This is a genomic window from Kitasatospora sp. NPDC056651, assembly GCF_042792155.1.
Classification (GTDB): domain Bacteria; phylum Actinomycetota; class Actinomycetes; order Streptomycetales; family Streptomycetaceae; genus Kitasatospora.
In genome coordinates this window covers 85,749-105,677 of the sequence record NZ_JBHTWX010000009.1, presented here as the reverse complement: position 1 = coordinate 105,677, position 19,929 = coordinate 85,749, and the positions used below count along the sequence as shown (strand labels likewise).

Sequence of the window (19,929 nt, the reverse complement as noted above, 5' to 3'; positions counted from 1 at the left end):
GGGAGGGTTCAGCTGCCGGTGCCGCGGTAGGCGCGCAGCCCGGCGCGCCAGGCGAGGCCGGCGGCGAGGACGCAGACCGCGGCGGCGACCGGCGAGGCGAACTGGAAGGCGGCGGGCAAGCCGAGCGGGTCGGGCCGGTCGAGGATGCGCAGCGCGGGCAGCCAGTTGACGAAGGCCAGCGGGACGCCGAAGACCGCCCCGGCGACCAGTTCCTTGGCGAAGATGGTCGGCGGGTAGTGCAGCAGGGTCGCGCCGCCGTAGGTGAAGGAGTTCTGGAGCTCCTTGGACTCGCCCCACCAGAACTGGACGGTGGCGCCGCCGACGAAGATCGCGCAGAAGATGGCGGTGCCGCAGACCAGCAGGACGGGTACCAGCAGCACCCGGTCCCAGGTCCAGTGCACGTCCAGCTCGGCCAGCGACCAGACCAGCACCACCACGGCCTGGAGCGGGCGGCCGATCCGGCGCAGCGAGAAGCGTTCGGCGCACAGCTGGGCGAGCGCGGGCGCGGGCCGGATCAGCATGCTGTCCAGCGATCCGCTGACGATCCGCTCGCCGAGGCCGTCCACCGAGCCGACCGCCATGTTGGCGACGCCGAGCGAGAAGGTGGCGGTGGCGTACAGGAAGGCGATCTCCGGCAGGCTCCAGCCGCCGAGCCGGTCGGTGTGCCGGAACATGATCACCAGCACCACGAAGTCGAGTGAGTGGACGACCAGGCTGGCCGCCAGGTTCAGCGCGAAGGAGGCCCGGTAGGCCATCGTCGAGCGCATCCACATCCGGGCGCAGAGCCACCAGGAGCGCAGCGCCCAGACGGCGCGGGGCACGGGGGCGTCCCGGACGAACGGCTCCCCCGCGAAGTGCGCGCGCGGGGAGGGCCGGTGCGGGGAGGGCCGGTGCGTGAGCCGCTCAGCCACCCTGCACCACCACCTTGCGGGTCGCCAGCCACTGGGCGCCCCGGCCGGCGGCGAGCAGCACGGCCGCCCAGCCGAGCTGGAAGCCGAGCGTGCCGAGCGTGCCGAACGTTCCGAGCGCCGCACCGGCGCTCCGGCGCTCCAGGAAGATGTCGGCGGGGACCTGCACCAGTGCCGCCCAGGGCAGCACCCGGCCGAGGTCGCCGAGCCAGCCGGGGAACAGCCCGATCGGCAGCAGCATCCCGGAGAAGAACATCGAGACCACCAGCATCACCGAGCGCACCCCCTCCGAGTCGTGCAGCCAGAACCCGGTGATCGAGACCAGGAAGCGCAGCCCGAAGCTGACCACCACCGCCAGCAGGACCGAGCACAGGAACAGCGCCCAGGTCAGCGGGTGTTCGGGCAGCCGGACGCGGAACACCAGCGCGCCGATCAGCATCGGCACGGTGCCGCGGACCAGCGCCTGGAAGGCGGCCCGGCCGAGGTCGGAGGCCAGCCACCAGCACTGGAAGTCGACCGGACGGTAGAGGTCGACGGCGATGTCCCCGCTGCGGAAGCGGGCCTGGAGGTCGTCCTGGAAGCCGCCGCCCCACACCGCGACGGTGACCAGCAGGCTCTGGCTGACCCAGATGTACGTGACGGCCTGGCTCTGGTCGTAGCCGCCGAGGTTGGGGCGGGCCTGCCAGAGGGCGAGGAAGGAGGAGGCCAGGATGATGCCGAAGACGGTGTTGGTGAAGGTGCCGGCCACGGTGGCGGCCCGGTAGGTGGAGTAGCGGCGGAAGGAGCCGCGAGCGACGGCGGCGTAGAGCATATTGTCTCCTTGTCGACAAATATGGGCGGAGGAGAACGCCCAGCGACATCCGCACACACCCCAGCGGCTCCGACCGTCCGAACCCGGGGGTACCGAGCGAACGAGCGGAGCTGCGAAAGTGGGTGCGCTATGTGGTTTGCACCTTTCACCGTACCGCCGGCCCCCACCGCCCGCACCCGGTTTTTCCCGCCTGACCAAACGTCAAATAGCAGATAATCTCGCCATGACCTTGAGCACCCGCCGCCAGGCCAAACGGGCCGCCCGCCGCGAAGCCCGCCGCGCCCTCCCGTTCCGGCGCCGGCTCCTGCCCACCTGGCGGGTCACCCTCGGCACCCTCGCCACCCTGCTGCTGCTCGCCGCCGGCGGCTTCGCCGTGCTCTACGTCATCGTCCCGGTGCCCGACCCCAACGCCCACGCCGTCGCCCAGAACAACATCTACCTCTACGCCGACGGCACCACCGAGATCGCCCGCACCGGCGCCGTCAACCGCACCGACGTCACCATCGACCAGATCCCGCTCCCGACCCAACAGGCCGTCGTCTCCGCCGAGGACCGCACCTTCTACCAGAACCGCGGCATCGACCTGAAAGGGATCCTCCGGGCCGGCTGGAACAGCCTGACCGGCAAGGGCACACAGGGCGGCTCCACCATCACCCAGCAGTACGTCAAGAACTACTACCTCACCCAGGACCGGACCCTCGAACGCAAGGGCCGCGAACTGCTCATCACCCTCAAGGTCGACCAGCAGCTCGACAAACGCGAGATCCTCGCCGGATACCTCAACAGCAGCTACTTCGGCCGCGGCGCCTACGGCATCCAGAGCGCCGCCCACGCCTACTACGGCGTCGACTCCTCCCGACTCACCCTCGGCCAGGGCGCCTACCTCGCCTCACTGCTCCAGGCCCCCAGCCTCTACGACGTCAGGACCGCCACCCCCGCCAACCGCGAGAAGGCGATCGCCCGCTGGCACTACACCCTCGACGGCATGGTCCAACTCGGCTTCCTCACCCCCGCCGACCGCGCCGCCACCACCTTCCCCGAACCGATCGACCCCAGGCCCGCCACCGGCCTGGCCGGCCAGGCCGGCTACCTGGTCGGCGTCGCCGACGACTACCTCATCTCCTCCGGCACCCTCGACGCCGCCACCCTCAAGTCCGGCAGCTGGCGCATCACCACCACCTTCGACAAACCCCGCCAGGACGCCTTCGCCCGAGCCGTCCAGGAACAGCTCACCGGCGAACTCGACCCCCAGGCCCGCCCCACCACCGACACCGACGTCCGCGTCGCCGGCGCCTCCGTCGAACCCGCCACCGGCCGGGTCGTCGCCGTCTACGGCGGCCCCGACTACGTCAAGCAGCCCTTCAACGACGCGCTGCGCCAGGACAACCAGATCGGCTCCACCTTCAAACCGATCGACCTCGCCGCCGGCCTGATCGCCCAGCACAGCGTCGACGGCCGCCCGATCACCACCGAAACCCGCTACGACGGCACCAGCGAACGCCCCGTCACCGGCGGCCCCACCCCGTACGCCCCGCCCAACGAGGACGACACCGACTACGGCACCATCACCCTGCGCCAGGCCATGGTGAAGTCCGTCAACTCCGTCTACGCCCAGGAAGGCGTGGACGCCGGACTCGCCCGCGTCCGCGAGACCGCCATCAAACTCGGCATCCCCGACAGCGTCCGCGGCATGGACCCGGCCAACACCTCGATGACCCTCGGCACCGCCACCCCCAGCGCCCTCGACCTGGCCGGCGCCTACGCCACCCTCGCCGCCCACGGCCAGGCGCACACCCCCTGGTCCGTCCTCAAACTCGAACGCGTCAACCCCGGCGGCTCCGTCGACGTCCCCAAGATGCCTGAACACAAGGCCACCGAAGCACTCGACCGGCAGATCGCCGACTCCGTCACCGACGTGCTGCGCGACGTCATCAGCCCCCGCGGCACCGGCGCGGCCGCCCTCGACCTGAACCGCCCCGCCGCCGGCAAGACCGGCACCACCGACTCCAACCTCTCCGCCTGGTTCGCCGGCTACACCCCCGAACTCGCCACCACCGTCGGCCTGTTCCGGGAGAACCCGAAGACCCACGCCAAGGAACCGCTGGCCGGCACCGCCGGGTTCACCCGGATCAACGGCGGCGCCTTCCCCACCCGGATCTGGACCGCCTACATGACCGCCGCCCTCGACGGCGCCCCCACCCAGGACTTCGACCTCCAGACCGGACCCGCCGCCCCCACCGGCCCGATCTTCCCCACCGCACCCGTGAGCACCAGCCCCAGCGCCACCACCACCCCGAGCACCGGCCCCACCGCCACCGAACCGGCCCCCGCCCAGACCCCCAGCACCCCCACCACCACCGAAGCACCCGCCACCGGCCCGGCCGCCCCCAGCCCGCAACCCCCCAAGCCCACCGACCCCGAACAGCCCAGCCCCGCCCCCAAGCCGACGCCCCGGCCCACCCGGCCCACCGGCGGCGGGCCCACCGCCACCGGCGGACCCGTCACCCAGCAGGGGACACCGCCCGCCCTCAGCCCCTGAGCCCCTGAGCCCACCGCAGCCCCCCTCAGCCCCTGAGCTCCCGCTCCAGCGGCGTCCGGAACCGCGGCGTCACCCGCACCTCCCCCAGCCAGCCCGCCAACCGCTCCGCCTCCACCGCGACGGCCCCCACCGCCTCCGCCCCGACGTCCCGGAACAACCGCCACACCACCTCGCCGTCGGCACGCTGCGCCCAGCCGCCCACCACCTCGCCGCACCACCACACCGTCGGCCCGGCGTTGCCCGCCCGGTCGAACAGCGCCGGCACGTCCCGCGGCCGCAGGTACCAGTCCCGCCCGCGCCAGCCCATCACCGCCGGGTCCAGCGCCGGCAGCAGCGCCGCCCACGGCTCCGGCTCCGCCACCGGCGCCTCGTCCCCCGGCAGCACCAGCGCGGCCGTCCCGTCGGCCAGCGCCACATCGCGCGCCCCGAGGTCCGCCAGCGCCCGACGGACGTCCCCCAGCGTCCAGCCCGTCCACCACTTCACGTCCTCGACCGTCCCCGGCCCGTACGCCGCCAGCCAGCGCCGCACCACCTCGGCCTTGGCCTCCCGCACCGGCACCTCCGGCCACTGCGGCACCAGCGCCCACGGGTAGCTGCTGCTCAGCCAGGAGCCGCGCGGACGGCAGCGGCGCACATGCCCGTCCGAGGCCAGCAGCCGCAGCAGCCGGCTGCCCACGCTCTGCGTCGCCGCGTACGGCTTGCCCGCCGACATCAGCATCGTCTCGCGCAACTGCGGCACGTCCTCGGCGAGTTCCTTGGTCGTCGCCTCCCCGCGCCCGGCCAGCGCGGCCAGCACCTCGCGCTCCGCCTGCCCCAGCCTGGCCTCGTCCCAGCCCTCGGCGAAGTCCCGCAGGTGCTTCAGCAGCGTCGCCCGCTCCTTGGCCGCGATCGCCCGCGCCGCCGCCGAACTCACGTACGGGGCAAGGCCCTCCGTCACCGCGAAGATCGTCCGACGCATCGACAGCAGCTTCACCAGCGAGACGTCCTCGTACAGCGCCCGGTCCACCTCGGCCGCCGACGGCGCCGCCAGCCGCGCGCAGGCCGACAGGTACACCGTGGCCGCGTCCGTCGCGTGCAGCCCGACCACCGCGTCGGCCACGTCCTCCACCCGCGCCGCCCGCACCGACGGCGCCAACAGCTGCCGCCGGCCCAGCCTGGCCCGACGCTCCCCGTCCCCGATCACCGGCACACTCATGCCGGGACCCTAGCGCCCGCCACCGACAGTCCCCGGGCGGCCCGGCCCCGGAAACAGCGGTGCCCCCGACCGGGGTCGGGGGCACCGGGGCGCGGAAGGTGGCTCAGTCGACCGGCCGGAACCCGTCCACGACCGTCCAGCGCGGGCCGAGTTCCGCGCGCAGCGCGTCCAGCGCGGCGCGGGCCCGGGCGTTGAAGCGGTCCTTCTCCTCCCCCGACCAGGGCGACGGGTCCGGCGGGTAGTCCCAGTCCACCGAGGTCTGGAACCAGACGGACAACTCGTCCAGCTCGGCCGCCAGCCCGGCGCCGATCGGCAGCCGCGAGGGCTCGGCCGGGTATCCGTACGGGCTGTCGACGCCCTCCGGCCACAGCCCCGTACCGACCACACCCGCCTCGAAGATGTAGCGCAGCCGCTCCGGGCCCGCGGGTTCCGCCGTCACAGGTGGCGCCGCGTCACAGGTAGAGGCCGGTCGAGCCCTCGGTGTCGCCGAAGCGGGTCGCGGCGACGGCGTGCAGGTCGCGCTCGCGCAGCAGCACGTACGTGGCGCCGCGGACCTCGACCTCCAGCTTGTCCTCCGGGTCGTACAGCACCCGGTCGCCCGGCTCCACCGAGCGCACGCTCTGGCCCACCGCGACGGCCTCCGCCCAGGTACAGCGCTTGGAGAGCTCCGCGGTCGCCGGGATCAGGATGCCGCCGGTCGAGCGGCGCTCGCCCTCGCTGCCCTCGATGCGCACCAGTACGCGGTCGTGCAGCATCCGGATCGGCAGCTTCTCACCGAGCCGGTCGTGGCGGACGGGCTCGTGCGTCTGGTCGGAGCGGGTCGATTCGTCGTTCGTACTCACGGTCCCGAAGGTACCTCCCCCGGGCGCGGGGCGTGACGCCAGCCCGGCATCCGGAAGGAACGCCGGTCCGGCACGCGGAAGGAACGCCGGTCCGGCACGCGGAAGGAACGCCGGTCCGGCACGCGGAAGGCCGGGCGCTCTTCGCGCCCGGCCTTCCGTCCCTCGGAGCTCAGCCCTTGCGGCGCTTGCGGGCCGAGGCGACCAGCAGCACCAGGCCCACGCCGACCAGCGCGGCCGGGATGACCCGTTCCCGGCGCGGCTGGCCCTTCTCGTCCACGAACTGCGCCCGGACCCTCTCCACCACGCCGCTGGCGGCCACGTAGGCCTGGGCCGTCTTCTCCTCGATGGCGGCCGACGCCTTGGCCTTGACCTGGGCGGAGATCGTGCTCGGGTGGACGCGGACGGCCAGCTCGTCCAGGGTCGACGCCAGCCGGTCACGCGTCCGCTCGATGTCCGCCTCGATCTGGGCGGTCGTCCGCGCCGACTTGTCCTGCGTGCTCGCCTCGCCCACTCGGGCCACCCCATTCACTTGCGATGTTGTTCCGTCCGATCCGTGCGATCGGTGCGACTGACCCAGTGTGTCAGCTACCCAACACGGCCGCGCGGCCCCACCCACCATCGGAGGTAAGTTTGCCGTGGTACGACCGCCCGTCCCAGCACCCAGGAGAGTACGACCGTGAGTGAGCGTCTCCAGCCCGGTGACACCGCGCCCGCCTTCAGCCTGTCCGACGCCGACGGCAACCAGGTGTCCCTCGCCGACCACGCGGGCCGCAAGGTCATCGTCTACTTCTACCCCGCCGCCCTCACCCCCGGCTGCACCAAGCAGGCCTGCGACTTCACCGACAACCTGGAGGTCTTCGCGGGCGCCGGCTACGACGTCATCGGCATCTCCCCGGACCAGCCGGAGAAGCTCGGCAAGTTCCGCGAGGCCGAGAACCTCAAGGTCACCCTGCTGTCCGACCCGGAGAAGAAGGTGCTGGAGGCGTACGGCGCCTTCGGCGAGAAGCAGAACTACGGCCGCACCTACCTCGGTGTGATCCGCTCCACCGTCGTGGTGGACGAGCAGGGCAAGGTCGAGCACGCCTTCTACAACGTGCGGGCCACCGGCCACGTCGCCAAGCTGCTGCGCGACCTCAAGGTCGGCGCCTGATCCCGTGGTCCCCGGCTGACGGGTTTCCCGGTTGACGGGGAGACGACGAAGCGGTGGCGGCACACCCCCCGACCGGGTGCACCGCCACCGCCGTCCGTCACCTCAGCGGGCCTCGCCGATCAGCAGGCCCCGAGGTCGGTCCAGGCACCCCACGAGCCGCTGGCCGCGGGGTCGTCACCCTTGGTCCACCACTTGTTCTGGTAGTAGTGACCCTTCCACGAGACCTTGGTGGGGGTCGCGTAGGCGGTGTCGGCGCTCCAGCTCGGGGCGGCCGTGCAGGCGCCCGAGGTCGGAGTGGGGGTCGGGGTCGGGGTGACCGAGCCCGTCGGAGTCGGAGTGGGGGTCGGGGTCAGCGTGGCCGAGCCCGTCGGAGTCGGAGTCGGGGTGGGGGTCGGCGTACCGCCGTCCACCGCGCCGCGGGTCAGGTCGCCCTTGATCCCGTACAGCGTCCCGCCCACGTTGACCGTCCAGTTCGACGGGGTGGACACCGGCAGGTAGTAGACGAAGTCCATGTCGATCGAGGCGCCCGGCGCCAGCGACTGCCAGCCCGGCAGCTTGACCGACACCCGGTTGTAGGTGCCCTTCAGGCCGCCGACGTTGCCCGGGCCCGGGTTGTCCTGCTTGATGACCTGGAGGCCGAAGCCGGACTGGTCCTTGGCGTTGCCCGGAGCCGAGTTGCTGTAGTCGAACTGGAACTCGGTGCCGCCCGGCAAGGTCAGCGTCGAGTTGTTGACGATGTGCAGCTTCGGGTTGATCGGGTAGTTCGAGTCGCCCAGCGCGAAGTTGTTGAACGACACGTCGATCGGCAGGGTCTGCTGCGGCAGCGCCGTCGTCGAACGGACCGCGCCGTACGGGGACGCCGACTTGAACTTGTCGTACATCAGCGAGGTCAGCGTCGAGCCGGGGACGTACTCGCCCTTGCCGCCGTTGGCGGTGGCGTCCCACTTGTAGTCGCCCGCGAGCTCCCAGATCATCGCACCGCCGGCGCCCTGGTTGACGAGGTAGTCCGCCTTGGCGCCCACCGACTGCTCGTCCTCGGTGGAGAGGAACACCTTCTTGGCGTCGTTCCACAGCCACGGCGCCACCAGGGTGGAGCTGTAGTTGCGGGTGTAGGTGCCCTGGAGCGCGGTGTCGGTCACGCCGTACTTGGCCAGGTAGTCGGGCACGATGCCCTTTTCCAGGTTCTTGGCGTGCCACATCGGGTTCGACCCGGCCGGGGACTCCTTGCCCGCGTCGTCCTTGTCGTTCCAGATGTTGTCGATGCCGACCGCGCCGTCACCGCAGGAGGTCAGACCGGAGCCGACCGGGCAGGTGGTCGCCGAGGCGGTGCCCCAGAGGCCGTTGGTGCCGCCCTGGACGTTCTTGAAACCGCGGGTGTAGTACGGCAGGCCGACGTTGATCCGGCCGGCCGGCATCGAGCCGCGGAAGTAGTGGTACGACCAGTCGGCGTTCAGGTAGCCGATGCCGCCGTACTGCGCGGTGCCGTAGACGTTGGCGGAGGCGAGCTCGCCGTCCTTGCCGTCGTCGAACAGCGCGGCGTTCGGGCCGACGTACTTGTTCCAGGAGCCGTGCAGGTCGTACGACATGATGTCGACGTAGTCCAGGTACTTGGCCACCTGGAAGGTCTCCATGCCGCGCAGCAGGTAGCCGGAGGACGGGGCGGCGACCGACAGCAGGTAGTGCTTGCCGTCGGCGGCGCCGGCCTTGTCCAGGCTCTCGCGCAGGGTCTTCATCAGCGCCGCGTAGCCCTTGGCCAGCGAGCCGCGCTTGGAGTTGGCGAGCTGCCAGTCCAGCGGGTTGCCGGCGTCCTTCATCGAGGTCGGGTACTCGTAGTCGACGTCGACGCCGTTGAAGCCGTACTTGCGGATGAAGTCGACCGAGGAGGCGGCGAAGGTGTCGATGCCGGCCTGGTTGACGCTGCCGTCCGGGTTGACGGTCATCGAGTAGAAGCCGCCGGTGTTGACGCGCTTGCCGTCGTCCCCGAAGTAGCCGCCGGTCTCGGTCCAACCACCCACCGAGATCATGGTCTTGACGTTCGGGTACTGCTTCTTGTACTTCGTCAGCAGGTTGAAGTGGCCCTTGTACGGCAGGCTCGGGTCCAGCTCGGCGCCGGGGACGCCGGGGAAGGACATCCCGGTGGCCTCGTTGTTCGGGCCGTCGGTGCCGACCGAGAGCTTGTTGTCACCGCCGACGTGGCCGAAGGCGTAGTTGAGGTGGGTGACCTTGTCCCAGGGGATGTCGCTCACCAGGTACGGGGTGTCACCGTTCTTGCCGGTGCGCCAGCCGGTGAAGTAGCCGATGATGCGGCGCTGGTGGTCGGCGCCCATCTTCTCGCGCCCGCTGGTGTCGTAGACGGAGCAGTACGGGACGTCCACCCCGGGGGTCTGGTACAGGCCGTCGGGGCGACAGGCCGCGTTGTCGACGGCCGCCGACGCCTGCGAGGGCGCCGCACCGAGCGTTGCCATCAGCAGCCCGGCCAGCGAAGCCGCCGCGAGCGAGGCCACACCGGCCCGCGCCGCCGGACTCTTCCGGCGCGAAGAGGCGGTGGGACGCCGCTCCGCCGTGTTTCGGATCAACACTCGGTCCTCCAGGAGAGAGTGTCGGCGCGTGCCTGTGGGGGAGCACGCACGTGGGGGATTGCAATTGGCGGAGAAGCTATGTGGTCTGAACCACATAGGTCAATAGGTCTGGACCAATTGGTAATCAACAGCCAAACATCACAGGTCGGAAGCCCTCGACAATCGGTCACATCCTGACCGAAACCCACCCCACCCGTGACCGGACGCCGGGCCGCTCGTTGCCATGGCGTGGAAGGGGCTGTCACCAGCCCACAGGGGGACCGACCATGCCGGTCAAGTACACCCGCGAACTGCTGGCCGCGCTCGCGGCAGAGTCCAGCAGCGTCAACGAGATGATGCGCAAGCTCGGCGTGCCGATGGCGGGCGGCACACACAGCTACCTGAGCAAACGACTCAGGCACTACGGCATCGACACCTCGCACTTCAACCACAACAGGCCCCACTACGGGCAACGGCGTTACCCGCGGGAGGTTCTCGCCGAGGCCGCAGCACACAGCCACAACCTCAACGAGATGATGGCCCACCTCGGTGTCACGCCGTACGACAGCCTCTACGCGTACCTGAAGAAGCGCCTGGCCGACTTCGACATCGACACCTCGCACTTCACGTTCCGGGGCGACGGCCGCAGCAGGTTCGAAGCCGTTCCGAAGGACGCGCTGGCGCAAGCCGTCGCCGCGCACCGGAGCATCCGCGGCGTGATCCTCGCCCTCGGGATGACCGACTGCGGCAACTCGCGGACTCTGGTGCGAGAGGCCATCGACCTCCATGGGCTCGACACCGGCCACTTCACCGGGCGGGCCCACAACAAGGGGCTGAGGACCGGACCGCGACGGACGGCCGAGGAGTTGCTCGTGCGGCGCCCACCAGGAAGCCAGCGCGTTCCGGGCGATCGGCTTCGGACCATGCTCGTGCACATCGGGCATCCCGACATCTGCGAACTGTGCGGCACTCCCCCGACCTGGCTCGGACATCCGATGACCCTGGAGGTCGACCACGTCAACGGCGACTGGCTCGACAACAGGCGGGAGAACCTCCGCCTGCTCTGCCCGAACTGCCACTCCATCACTCCGACCTACTGCGGCCGGAACATGAACCGGGCTGCGCGCGCTGAAGGCGCTGCCGCCTAGCCGCAAACCCGGCGCCACCAGAAGGCGCCAACCGGTACGCTTGTGCTGGCGTGCGCCCGTACTCCAGCTGGCTAGAGAGATGCGGTTTAGGTCCGCAGTGTCGTGGGTTCGAGTCCCACCGGGCGTACCGAGTGAAATAGCCCGATCCCCTTCGATTCGAAGGGGATCGGGCCATTCTCATTCCTGTGGGCCGTCAGGCGATGAGGTCCTTCACGACCGGGGCGAGGGCGCGGAAGGCCTTGCCCCGGTGGCTGATGGCGTTCTTCTCCTCCGCCGTCAGCTCCGCGCAGGTGCGGGTCTCGCCGAGGGGCTGGAGGATCGGGTCGTAGCCGAAGCCGCCGGCGCCGGCCGGGGCGGTGCGCAGGGTGCCGAGGAGGCGGCCCTCGACGACGCGCTCGGTGCCGTCGGGGAGGGCGAGGGCGGCGGCGCAGAAGAAGTGGGCGCCGCGGTGCGGTTCGGCGATGTCGGAGAGCTGGGCGAGCAGCAGGTCGAGGTTGGCGCGGTCGTCGCCGTGCTTGCCGGACCAGCGGGCGGAGAAGATGCCGGGCGCGCCGTTCAGCACGTCCACGCAGAGGCCGGAGTCGTCGGCGACGGCGGGCAGGCCGGTGGCGCGGGCCAGGGCGTGGGCCTTGAGGAGGGCGTTCTCGGCGAAGGTGACGCCGGTCTCGGGCACGTCCGGGATCTCCGGGTAGGCGTCGGCGCCGACGAGTTCGACGTCCAGGCCGGCGTCCGCCAGGATGGCGCGGAGCTCGGTGACCTTGTGCTGGTTGCGGGTGGCGAGGATCAGGCGGGTGGACATATCGCCCACCCTACCGAGAGTCCCGGCGCGATCAGCCGGTGCAGATCGAGGTGAGGTTGCCGGCCGCGTTGCCGAGCGGCTTGAGGTCGGGGACCTCGTTCTTCTCGGCGGCCCGCTGGACGTTCTCGACCTGCTTCTGGAGGTCGGTCACGGCCTTGGCGACGTCGGTGTTCTTGGAGTTCTTCCCGACCTGGTCGAGGTCGTTCTTGAGCTTCTGCAGGGCCTTCCCCGCGGCGGCCGAGTCGTTGCTCGCGTTGTCGTAGGCCTGGGTGACGTCGGCGATGTCCCCGGTGATCTTCACCGCGGTGTTCCCGCAGTCGATCGCCTTCTGCGCGGCGGAGCAGCTCACCATGCTGAGCGGGAGGATCGCGATGAGTCCGGCCACGGCGAGGGCGGCGGGGCGGGCGATGCTGGACGGCATCCGATCCTCCTGGGGGGCGCGGGTTCCGTGGGGTGGGACGCGCGCCGGGGGGTGCGCGGTTCCCGCAGCGGGGGTGCTGCGGGAACCGTACGGTCTGCGGGCCCGGCCTGTACAGCACGCCGTCCGTTTCGGCGGTCCGTTCACATCGGGGCCGAACGGCCGTTCACCCACGGCCCGAACGGCTGTCCGCGCCACGGCCTGACGGTTCGTCCGGTTCCGTCGGGGAGTCGCCGGGGAGTCGCCGGGCCCGTGCCGGTTCAGCCTTCCAGGGCCTTGCGCTGGATCTCGTCCAGCTCCGCGCAGCCGAGGCTGCCGAGGTCGAGCAGCCGGTTGAGCAGGTCGCGGTCGAAGGGGGCGCCCTCGGCGGTGCCCTGGACCTCGACGAAGCGGCCGTCGGCGGTGCAGACGATGTTCATGTCGGTCTCGGCGCGCACGTCCTCCTCGTAGCGGAGGTCGAGCATCGGGACGCCGTCGATGATGCCGACGCTGACGGCGCTGACGCCGCCGGTGATGGGCTGGCCCTTGGCGCGCAGCAGCTTCTTGTCGCGGGCCCAGGAGACGGCGTCGACCAGGGCCACGTAGGCGCCGGTGATGGCGGCGGTGCGGGTGCCGCCGTCGGCCTGGAGGACGTCGCAGTCGAGGACGATGGTGTTCTCGGCGAGCGCGCGGTGGTCGACCACGGCGCGCAGCGAGCGGCCGATGAGCCGGCTGATCTCGTGGGTGCGGCCGCCGATGCGGCCCTTGACGGACTCGCGGTCGCCGCGGGTGTTGGTGGCGCGCGGGAGCATGGAGTACTCGGCGGTGACCCAGCCCTCGCCGCTGCCCTTGCGCCAGCGGGGCACGCCTTCGGTGACGCTGGCGGTGCACAGCACCTTGGTGTCGCCGTAGGAGACGAGGACGGAGCCTTCGGCGTGCTTGCTCCAGCCCCGTTCGATGGTGATCGGGCGGAGCTGTTCGGGGGTGCGACCGTCGATGCGTGACATAGGTACTGAGCGTAGTCGCTCCGGGCGGCCGCTTCCGGAACCGGCGGGGAGCCGCGGACGCACCGCCGCCGGACACACCGCGGCCGGACGCACCGCCGCCGGACACACCGCGGCCCGCCGTCCCCCTGAGCGGGTCGGCGGGCCGGGCGGGGCTGGCCTGGGTGGCTCAGCTCACATCATGTCCTCGATGTCGGCGGCGATCGGGTCGGCGTCGGTGCCGATGACGACCTGGATCGCGGTGCCCATCTTCACGACGCCGTGGGCGCCGGCGGCCTTGAGGGCGGCCTCGTCGACCAGGGAGGCGTCCTTGACCTCGGTGCGAAGGCGGGTGATGCAGCCCTCGACCTCTTCGATGTTGTCGATGCCGCCCAGACCGGCGACGATCTTCTCAGCCTTGCTGGCCATCTGGTTTCTCCCTCTGTCTCGGCCCTTCGGCGGCTCTGCCGGGTGCCGTCCTGCGCTGGTGCTGGGGGGTGTGGCCCTCGACCGTCGGGCGGTGAGGTCCGTGCCGGCGGCTGACGCGGGTTCAGCTGCGGTCGCGCTGCCGAGCAGCGCGACCAGCATGACCCGAGGCCGTCCGGTCTGCCACGTTAGTCCACTTTTGGCCCATTCCGGCGGGCAGGCTCCCGATCGCCGTCCGAGGATGACGATCAGTGGGGCCAGCGCCCCGGATGCGGCCTGCGCTCCCAAGTGGTCTACACCAATATATGTGTACTCCGAGGAACGCGGGAAAGGCCCCGGGTGTTCCCGAGCCCCGCCCGAGGGTCCCGCAGGGGGCCACCGGTCGGCAACTGCTCCCGGAGGGCGAAGGATGAGTTCGGCAGGCGCCACGGCCCCACAGGCCAAACGGTGGCACATCTTCTACGGCGGCCTCCAGAAGATGGGCCGCTCCCTTCAACTGCCCGTGGCGGTGCTCCCCGCCGCGGGCATCCTCAACCGGCTCGGCCAGCCCGACGTGTTCGGCAAGGACGGACTGGGCTGGGACGACGTGGCGAAGGTCTTCGCCGCCGCGGGCGGAGCGCTGCTCGACTCCTCCTTCGGCCTGCCGCTGCTGTTCTGCGTCGGCGTCGCGATCGGCATGGCGAAGAAGGCGGACGGCTCGACGGCGCTGGCCGCCGTGGTCGGCTTCCTGGTCTACTACAAGGTCCTGCACGCCTTCCCGGAGAGCTGCCCGACGGGGACGGCCCTGGTCCCGGACGCCTGGTCCGGCCAGTGCGTGAGCTACTCGTCGGCCAAGGTCGCGGCCGCGACGTACCAGAACCCGGGCGTGCTGGGCGGCATCCTGATCGGCCTGATGTCGGCCTGGCTGTGGGTCCGGTTCCACCGCACCAAGCTGGTCGACTGGCTCGGCTTCTTCAACGGCCGCCGTCTGGTGCCGATGATCACCGCCCTGGTGGGCCTGGCCACCGCCGTGGTGGCGCTCTGGGTCTGGCCGCCGATCGGCCGCGGCCTCAACGACTTCTCCCAGAACCTCTCCGACCTGGGGGCGGGCGGCGCCGGCATCTTCGGCCTGTTCAACCGCGCGCTGCTGCTGATCGGCATGCACCAGCTGCTGAACACCTTCGTCTGGTTCCAGTTCGGGGAGTTCGTCAAGCCGGACGGCGCGATCGTGCGCGGCGACATCCCGCGCTTCCTGGCGGGCGACCCGACCGCCGGCCAGTTCCAGTCCGGCTTCTTCCCGATCATGATGTTCGCGCTGCCGGCCGCCGCCCTCGCGATCGCGCACTCGGCGAAGCCGCACCGGCGCAAGGCCGTCACCGGCATGATGGTGTCGCTGGCCCTGACCTCCTTCGTCACCGGCGTCACCGAGCCGATCGAGTACTCCTTCGCGTACATCGTCCCCGCCCTGTACGCCGTGCACGCGGTGCTGACCGGCGTCTCGATGGCGGTGACCTGGGGGCTCGGGGTGCACGACGGGTTCAGCTTCTCGGCCGGCCTGATCGACTACGTCATCAACTGGGGACTGGCCACCAAACCGTGGCTGATCATCCCGATCGGCCTCTGCTTCGCCGTCGTGTACTACGCGCTCTTCCGCTTCATCATCGTCAAATTCAACCTGAAAACACCCGGCCGGGAGGACGAGGAGGAGGTCGAGGACGTCACCAAGGCCTGAAACCGGGCGCGCCCGCGCCGCCCCGCCAAAGGCCCTCGGACCCGACGGTCCGGGGGCCGTCGTCCTTTCCAGGAAAGGACGGACGTCCCAGGCAGGACGGGGCGGGGCGGCTCGCGCTTTTGTTGCGCGATTAGCCAAAATCGATTTTGTTGCGCAATCAGCCAAAATCAAATACCGGCGGGTAATCATGATCATCACCGGGTAAGTAGGTTTCGATTTCATAGCACTTCCCCGAAGTACCGCTTTCCGGGGTTCCTCGACTTCTCCCCCCGTGCTACAAAACTGGTCTACACCACGTGTGGTGTAGACCAGTTCGCGGTTCGGCCCCTGTGCCTCCCCCCGACCGACCGCCATGCCGTTAGGAACCCACCCCCATGAGTCAGTCTGCGCAGGCACCGGCGCCCGCCACGGCTCCGGCCTCACCCAACCCCGCCAAGAAGTTCGGTCAGAACCTTCTCCAGGGCCTCCAGAAGATCGGCCGCAGCCTCCAGCTGCCGGTCGCCGTCCTCCCGGCCGCGGGCATCCTGCTCCGGCTCGGCCAGCCCGATGTCTTCGGCGCGGACGGGCTCGAGTGGGGGAAGGTCGCCCAGGTCTTCGCCACCGCCGGCGACGCCGTCTTCGGCAACCTGGCGCTGCTGTTCTGCGTCGGTGTCGCGATCGGCTACGCCAAGAAGGCCGACGGTTCCACCGCGCTGGCGGCCCTGGTCGGCTACCTGGTCTTCAAGAACGTGCTCACCGTCTTCCCGATCGACGGCAGCATCACCGAGGCACTGCCCAAGGGCAAGCCGCAGGACCCGGGTGTCTTCGGCGGCATCGTCGTCGGCCTGCTGAGCGCCGTGATCTGGCAGAAGTACCACCGCAAGAAGCTCGTCGACTGGCTCGGCTTCTTCAACGGCCGCCGCCTCGTCCCGATCATCATGGCCTTCGTCGGCACCCTGCTCGGCGTCGTCATGGGCCTGGTCTGGGGCCCGATCGGCACCGGCCTGACCAACGCGAGCGACTGGCTGACCGGCCTCGGCTCCGGCGGCGCCGCCATCTACGGTGTCGCCAACCGCGGTCTGATCCCGATCGGCATGCACCAGTTCCTGAACACCTTCTTCCAGCAGCAGGTCGGCAGCTTCACCGACGCCTCCGGCCACGTCTGGACCGGCGACATCCCGCGCTTCTTCCACGGCGACCCGACCGCCGGCCAGTTCATGTCCGGCTTCTTCCCGATCATGATGTTCGGCCTGCCGGCCGCCGCCCTGGCGATCGCCCACACCGCGCGCCCCGAGCGCCGCAAGGCCGTCCTCGGCCTGATGATCTCGCTCGCGCTGACCAGCTTCGTGACCGGTGTCACCGAGCCGATCGAGTTCTCGTTCATGTTCATCGCCCCGGTGCTCTACCTGATCCACGCGCTGCTCACCGGCCTCTCGATGGCCGTCACCTGGGCCCTGGGCGTGCACGACGGCTTCGGCTTCTCGGCCGGTCTGATCGACTACGCGCTCAACTGGAACCTGGCCACCAAGCCGTGGATGATCATCCCGATCGGCCTGGTCTTCGCCGCGATCTACTACTTCGCGTTCCGCTTCGCGATCATCAAGTTCAACATCAAGACCCCCGGTCGCGAGGACGACGACGAGATCGAGGACGTCACCAAGGCCTGACGCCCCGCGTCACCCCCGCCTTCGAAGGCCCCGCCCCGCCGCTGCTCCCCCAGCGGCCGGGGCGGGGCCTTCGGCGTACCCGGGCGCGCCGCCCGGTGGAAAGGCGGTTGACGAACCGGCGGACGCCCTGGTCAACTGAAGCGGTGAACGCCTCGTGCCCGCTGGTCACCCGCAGCCACATCGACTTCGGTCGTGTGTGGTCCGCGGCGTGTCGCGGCTGAGCTGACCGTTCCCCCGCCGCCGCCCGGCTGACGTCCCGCCCGGCGCCGGTCCCTTCCCCTCCCCCGCCCGTCCGGGCTCCGCCCACGGGCCGCCACCGCGCACCCGCGTGCACCCGCGCCCCCGTGCCTGCGCACGGCCGCCGCCGGTGCCCGTACGCGTCCGCACGAGGAAGTCAGGCTCACCATGCCCCGCCAGCTGCACCTGTCCGCCGCCCTCGACAGCCCCGGCCGTTTCGACCCCGGGCACTACGCCTACCTGGCCCGCCTCGCCGAGCGGGCCACCCTGGACTTCGTCACCCTCGACGACTCCTTCGCCGCCGCGCCCAGCCGCCCCGACGCGCTCGCCGCGCTCGCCCGGATCGCCCCGCTGACCAGCCGGGTCGGGCTGGTGCCGACCGTCACCACCACCCACACCGAGCCCTTCCACACCTCGATCTCGGTCAACACCCTGGACTGGGCCAGCGAGGGCCGGGCCGGCTGGCTGGTCGGCGTCTCCACCACCGAGGCCGAGGCGCGCGCCTTCGGCCGCCGGCCGGTCGCCCCCGAGGACGAGCTGTGGGCCGAGGCGGCCGACGCCGTCGAGGTGGCCGCCCGGCTCTGGGACAGCTGGGAGGACGACGCGGAGATCCGCGAGACCGCCACCGGGCGGTTCATCGACCGCGACAAGCTCCACTACATCGACTTCACCGGCCCGCACTTCTCGGTGCGCGGCCCGTCCATCACCCCGCGCCCGCCCCAGGGCCGCCCGGTGGTCGCGGTGCCCGTCACCGCCGCCGACCTCGCGGCGGACGCCTCCCCCGGCGGGCGCGCCCGGGTCGCCGCCGCGATCCGGCACGCCGACGTGGTGCTGCTCGACGCCCCCGACCGCGCCACCCGGCTGACCGCCGCCACCGAACTGCGGCTGCGCTCCGGCGAGCACCTGCGCATCCTCGCCCGGCTCGACGCCGCCCTGTCCGACCCGGCCGCCGAGGAGCGCCTGCTCGCCGAACTGACCGCGACCGGCACCGGGGTGGACGGCTTCCACCTCGTCCCCGGCGAGCCCGAGCGCGACGTCGTCGCCCTGGCCGACCGGATCGCCCCCGCCCTGCGCGCCGCCGGGCTGCTGCGCGCCGAGTACACCGGCCGCACCCTGCGCGACCACCTCGGCCTGGCCCGCCCGGCCAGCCGCTACGCCACCGCTGCCACCGCCCCCGCCGCTTCCCCCGCCCTCGCCGAGGTGACCCGATGACGGACCGACCGCTCAAGCAGATCCACCTCGCCGCGCACTTCCCGGGCGTCAACAACACCACGGTGTGGAGCGACCCGGCGGCCGGCAGCCACATCGAGTTCGCCTCCTTCCGCCACCTCGCGCAGACCGCCGAGCGCGGGAAGTTCGACTTCTTCTTCCTCGCCGAGGGGCTGCGGCTGCGTGAGACCAAGGGGCTCATCCACGACCTGGACGTGGTCGGCCGCCCCGAGTCGATCACCGTGCTGAACGCGCTGGCCGCCGTCACCGAGCGGCTCGGACTGGCCGCCACCGTCAACGCGACCTTCAACGAGCCGTACGAACTGGCCCGCCGCTTCGCCTCCCTGGACCACCTCTCCGGCGGGCGCGCGGCCTGGAACGTGGTCACCTCCTCGGACGCCTTCACCGGGGAGAACTTCCGCCGCGGCGGCTACCTGGACCGCGCCGACCGCTACACCCGGGCCGCCGAATCCGTCCAGCTGGTACGGGAGTTCTGGGACGCCGGGGAGGAGCCGGCGCGGCACTCCGGCCCGCAGTTCGAGGTCGAGGGCCGGCTCTCGCTGCCGCGCCCGCCGCAGGGCCACCCGGTGGTGATCCAGGCCGGGGACTCCGACGAGGGCCGCGAGTTCGCCGCCGCCACCGCCGACGTGATCTTCTCCCGGCACTCCACGCTCGCCGACGGCCAGGCCTTCCACGCGGACGTCAAGCGCCGGCTCGCCGCGTACGGGCGCAAGCCGGACGAGCTGAAGATCATGCCCGGGGCCACCTTCGTGCTCGGCGACACCGACGCCGAGGCCGCCGAACGGGCCCACGAGGTCCGCCGGACCCAGGTCAGCCCGCAGACGGCGATCCACTTCCTGGAGCAGATCTGGGGCATCGACCTGTCCGATCACGACCCGGACGGGCCGCTGCCGACCGTCGACCCGGACCCGGACAGCGCCCTGGTCCAGGGCCGGGCCCGGCTCGGCGACCCGGTGGCCGTCGCCGAACGGTGGCGGGCGGTGGCCGCGGAGAAGAAGCTGACCAGCCGCGAGCTGGTGATCGAGGTGACCGGCCGGCAGTCCTTCATAGGCTCGCCGGCCACCGTCGCCGAACGGATCGACCACTTCGTGCAGAACGATGCCGCCGACGGCTTCATCCTCGTCCCGCACCTCACCCCGGGCGGATTGGACGAGTTCGTCGACCGGGTGGTGCCGCTGCTCCAGGAGCGCGGGGTGTTCCGCACCGACTACACCGGTCCCACCCTCCGGGACCACCTCGGACTGCCGGTTCCCGGGCGGGACTGAACATCCGTTCAGTGAAAGAAACTTGACGCAACGTCCGACAAGGCCGTGGGGGGGGCGGGGGGGGGTCGGGGGGGGCCGCCGGCC

The 19,929-nt window shown here is 71.3% G+C and carries 18 protein-coding genes and 1 tRNA gene; 8 read left to right on the top strand and 11 right to left on the bottom strand.

What is annotated here, in order from left to right:
- Window positions 1-8: 8 nt before the first annotated feature.
- Window positions 9-911 carry an ABC transporter permease gene (locus ACFRAR_RS06560; protein WP_380695428.1) on the bottom strand — a complete coding sequence of 301 codons (903 nt, stop codon included), beginning with the start codon at window positions 909-911 and terminating at the stop codon, window positions 9-11.
- Window positions 904-1,719 (bottom strand): ABC transporter permease, encoded by an 816-nt coding sequence (locus tag ACFRAR_RS06555; RefSeq protein WP_380695426.1) that lies wholly within the window; start codon window positions 1,717-1,719, stop codon window positions 904-906. The genes ACFRAR_RS06560 and ACFRAR_RS06555 overlap by 8 nt, the downstream gene beginning before the upstream one ends.
- Before the next feature lie 223 nt (window positions 1,720-1,942).
- Here ACFRAR_RS06555 and ACFRAR_RS06550 point away from each other — a divergent pair, with 223 nt between their 5' ends.
- Window positions 1,943-4,258 carry a transglycosylase domain-containing protein gene (locus ACFRAR_RS06550; RefSeq protein WP_380695424.1) on the top strand — a complete coding sequence of 772 codons (2,316 nt, stop codon included), beginning with the start codon at window positions 1,943-1,945 and terminating at the stop codon, window positions 4,256-4,258.
- A gap of 25 nt (window positions 4,259-4,283) precedes the next feature.
- Here ACFRAR_RS06550 and ACFRAR_RS06545 read toward each other — a convergent pair whose 3' ends face one another.
- The 4 genes from ACFRAR_RS06545 to ACFRAR_RS06530 form a co-directional block, all read right to left on the bottom strand.
- The gene (locus ACFRAR_RS06545; RefSeq protein ID WP_380695422.1) at window positions 4,284-5,453 is read right to left on the bottom strand and encodes a winged helix DNA-binding domain-containing protein; all 1,170 of its coding nucleotides are present in this window, start codon (window positions 5,451-5,453) and stop codon (window positions 4,284-4,286) included.
- A gap of 103 nt (window positions 5,454-5,556) precedes the next feature.
- On the bottom strand, window positions 5,557-5,892 hold the full coding sequence (locus tag ACFRAR_RS06540; protein WP_380695420.1) for a hypothetical protein: 336 nt from the start codon (window positions 5,890-5,892) through the stop codon (window positions 5,557-5,559).
- Between the two features lie 13 nt (window positions 5,893-5,905).
- Window positions 5,906-6,208: a co-chaperone GroES gene (locus tag ACFRAR_RS06535; protein WP_079136310.1), complete on the bottom strand. Its 303-nt coding sequence runs from the start codon at window positions 6,206-6,208 to the stop codon at window positions 5,906-5,908.
- A gap of 256 nt (window positions 6,209-6,464) precedes the next feature.
- The gene (locus tag ACFRAR_RS06530; protein WP_380695418.1) at window positions 6,465-6,806 is read right to left on the bottom strand and encodes a DUF3618 domain-containing protein; all 342 of its coding nucleotides are present in this window, start codon (window positions 6,804-6,806) and stop codon (window positions 6,465-6,467) included.
- 165 nt (window positions 6,807-6,971) lie between these two features.
- On the opposite strand from ACFRAR_RS06530, the gene bcp reads away from it, so the two are divergent.
- The gene (gene bcp, locus ACFRAR_RS06525) at window positions 6,972-7,445 is read left to right on the top strand and encodes a thioredoxin-dependent thiol peroxidase (protein ID WP_380695416.1); all 474 of its coding nucleotides are present in this window, start codon (window positions 6,972-6,974) and stop codon (window positions 7,443-7,445) included.
- Between the two features lie 119 nt (window positions 7,446-7,564).
- Here the strand turns inward: bcp and ACFRAR_RS06520 are convergent, their stop codons facing one another.
- Window positions 7,565-9,910: a chitinase C-terminal domain-containing protein gene (locus tag ACFRAR_RS06520; RefSeq protein ID WP_380695478.1), complete on the bottom strand. Its 2,346-nt coding sequence runs from the start codon at window positions 9,908-9,910 to the stop codon at window positions 7,565-7,567.
- A gap of 380 nt (window positions 9,911-10,290) precedes the next feature.
- Between ACFRAR_RS06520 and ACFRAR_RS06515 the strand changes: the two genes are divergently transcribed.
- Together ACFRAR_RS06515 and ACFRAR_RS06510 are read left to right on the top strand one after the other, a co-directional pair.
- Window positions 10,291-11,151, top strand: coding sequence for an HNH endonuclease (locus ACFRAR_RS06515; RefSeq protein WP_380695414.1), 861 nt, complete (start codon window positions 10,291-10,293; stop codon window positions 11,149-11,151).
- Between the two features lie 52 nt (window positions 11,152-11,203).
- Window positions 11,204-11,278 (top strand) — tRNA-Leu (locus ACFRAR_RS06510).
- A gap of 66 nt (window positions 11,279-11,344) precedes the next feature.
- Here ACFRAR_RS06510 and rdgB read toward each other — a convergent pair.
- From rdgB to ACFRAR_RS06490, 4 genes are all read right to left on the bottom strand, one after another.
- Window positions 11,345-11,950, bottom strand: coding sequence for an RdgB/HAM1 family non-canonical purine NTP pyrophosphatase (rdgB, locus tag ACFRAR_RS06505; RefSeq protein ID WP_380695412.1), 606 nt, complete (start codon window positions 11,948-11,950; stop codon window positions 11,345-11,347).
- Between the two features lie 31 nt (window positions 11,951-11,981).
- Window positions 11,982-12,371 carry a hypothetical protein gene (locus ACFRAR_RS06500; RefSeq protein WP_380695410.1) on the bottom strand — a complete coding sequence of 130 codons (390 nt, stop codon included), beginning with the start codon at window positions 12,369-12,371 and terminating at the stop codon, window positions 11,982-11,984.
- Window positions 12,372-12,628: 257 nt separating this feature from the next.
- Entirely contained in the window at window positions 12,629-13,354 is a 726-nt protein-coding gene (gene rph, locus ACFRAR_RS06495) for a ribonuclease PH (RefSeq protein ID WP_380695408.1), read from the bottom strand.
- 171 nt (window positions 13,355-13,525) lie between these two features.
- A complete protein-coding gene (locus tag ACFRAR_RS06490; protein ID WP_030060521.1) occupies window positions 13,526-13,759 on the bottom strand; it encodes a glucose PTS transporter subunit EIIB in 234 nt (77 codons plus the stop codon).
- Between the two features lie 406 nt (window positions 13,760-14,165).
- On the opposite strand from ACFRAR_RS06490, the gene ACFRAR_RS06485 reads away from it, so the two are divergent.
- From ACFRAR_RS06485 to ACFRAR_RS06470, 4 genes are all read left to right on the top strand, one after another.
- Window positions 14,166-15,467 (top strand): PTS transporter subunit EIIC, encoded by a 1,302-nt coding sequence (locus ACFRAR_RS06485; RefSeq protein WP_380695406.1) that lies wholly within the window; start codon window positions 14,166-14,168, stop codon window positions 15,465-15,467.
- A gap of 374 nt (window positions 15,468-15,841) precedes the next feature.
- Window positions 15,842-17,113 carry a PTS transporter subunit EIIC gene (locus ACFRAR_RS06480; RefSeq protein ID WP_380695404.1) on the top strand — a complete coding sequence of 424 codons (1,272 nt, stop codon included), beginning with the start codon at window positions 15,842-15,844 and terminating at the stop codon, window positions 17,111-17,113.
- A 405-nt stretch (window positions 17,114-17,518) separates the two neighbouring features.
- Entirely contained in the window at window positions 17,519-18,562 is a 1,044-nt protein-coding gene (locus ACFRAR_RS06475) for an LLM class flavin-dependent oxidoreductase (RefSeq protein WP_380695402.1), read from the top strand.
- Window positions 18,559-19,845 (top strand): LLM class flavin-dependent oxidoreductase, encoded by a 1,287-nt coding sequence (locus tag ACFRAR_RS06470; protein WP_380695400.1) that lies wholly within the window; start codon window positions 18,559-18,561, stop codon window positions 19,843-19,845. Before ACFRAR_RS06475 ends, ACFRAR_RS06470 begins: the two co-directional genes overlap by 4 nt.
- The last annotated feature ends 84 nt before the right edge of the window (window positions 19,846-19,929 follow it).

What these genes read in the sequence shown, in the direction of transcription:
- ACFRAR_RS06555 (WP_380695426.1), bottom strand. Translation starts at nt 1,719, where the DNA reads ATGCTCTACGCCGCCGTCGCTCGCGGCTCCTTCCGCCGCTACTCCACC.
- ACFRAR_RS06550 (WP_380695424.1), top strand. Translation starts at nt 1,943, where the DNA reads ATGACCTTGAGCACCCGCCGCCAGGCCAAACGGGCCGCCCGCCGCGAA.
- ACFRAR_RS06545 (WP_380695422.1), bottom strand. Translation starts at nt 5,453, where the DNA reads ATGAGTGTGCCGGTGATCGGGGACGGGGAGCGTCGGGCCAGGCTGGGC.
- ACFRAR_RS06535 (WP_079136310.1), bottom strand. Translation starts at nt 6,208, where the DNA reads ATGCTGCACGACCGCGTACTGGTGCGCATCGAGGGCAGCGAGGGCGAG.
- ACFRAR_RS06520 (WP_380695478.1), bottom strand. Translation starts at nt 9,910, where the DNA reads ATGGCAACGCTCGGTGCGGCGCCCTCGCAGGCGTCGGCGGCCGTCGAC.
- ACFRAR_RS06515 (WP_380695414.1), top strand. Translation starts at nt 10,291, where the DNA reads ATGCCGGTCAAGTACACCCGCGAACTGCTGGCCGCGCTCGCGGCAGAG.
- rdgB (WP_380695412.1), bottom strand. Translation starts at nt 11,950, where the DNA reads ATGTCCACCCGCCTGATCCTCGCCACCCGCAACCAGCACAAGGTCACC.
- ACFRAR_RS06500 (WP_380695410.1), bottom strand. Translation starts at nt 12,371, where the DNA reads ATGCCGTCCAGCATCGCCCGCCCCGCCGCCCTCGCCGTGGCCGGACTC.
- rph (WP_380695408.1), bottom strand. Translation starts at nt 13,354, where the DNA reads ATGTCACGCATCGACGGTCGCACCCCCGAACAGCTCCGCCCGATCACC.
- ACFRAR_RS06490 (WP_030060521.1), bottom strand. Translation starts at nt 13,759, where the DNA reads ATGGCCAGCAAGGCTGAGAAGATCGTCGCCGGTCTGGGCGGCATCGAC.
- ACFRAR_RS06485 (WP_380695406.1), top strand. Translation starts at nt 14,166, where the DNA reads ATGAGTTCGGCAGGCGCCACGGCCCCACAGGCCAAACGGTGGCACATC.
- ACFRAR_RS06480 (WP_380695404.1), top strand. Translation starts at nt 15,842, where the DNA reads ATGAGTCAGTCTGCGCAGGCACCGGCGCCCGCCACGGCTCCGGCCTCA.
- ACFRAR_RS06475 (WP_380695402.1), top strand. Translation starts at nt 17,519, where the DNA reads ATGCCCCGCCAGCTGCACCTGTCCGCCGCCCTCGACAGCCCCGGCCGT.
- ACFRAR_RS06470 (WP_380695400.1), top strand. Translation starts at nt 18,559, where the DNA reads ATGACGGACCGACCGCTCAAGCAGATCCACCTCGCCGCGCACTTCCCG.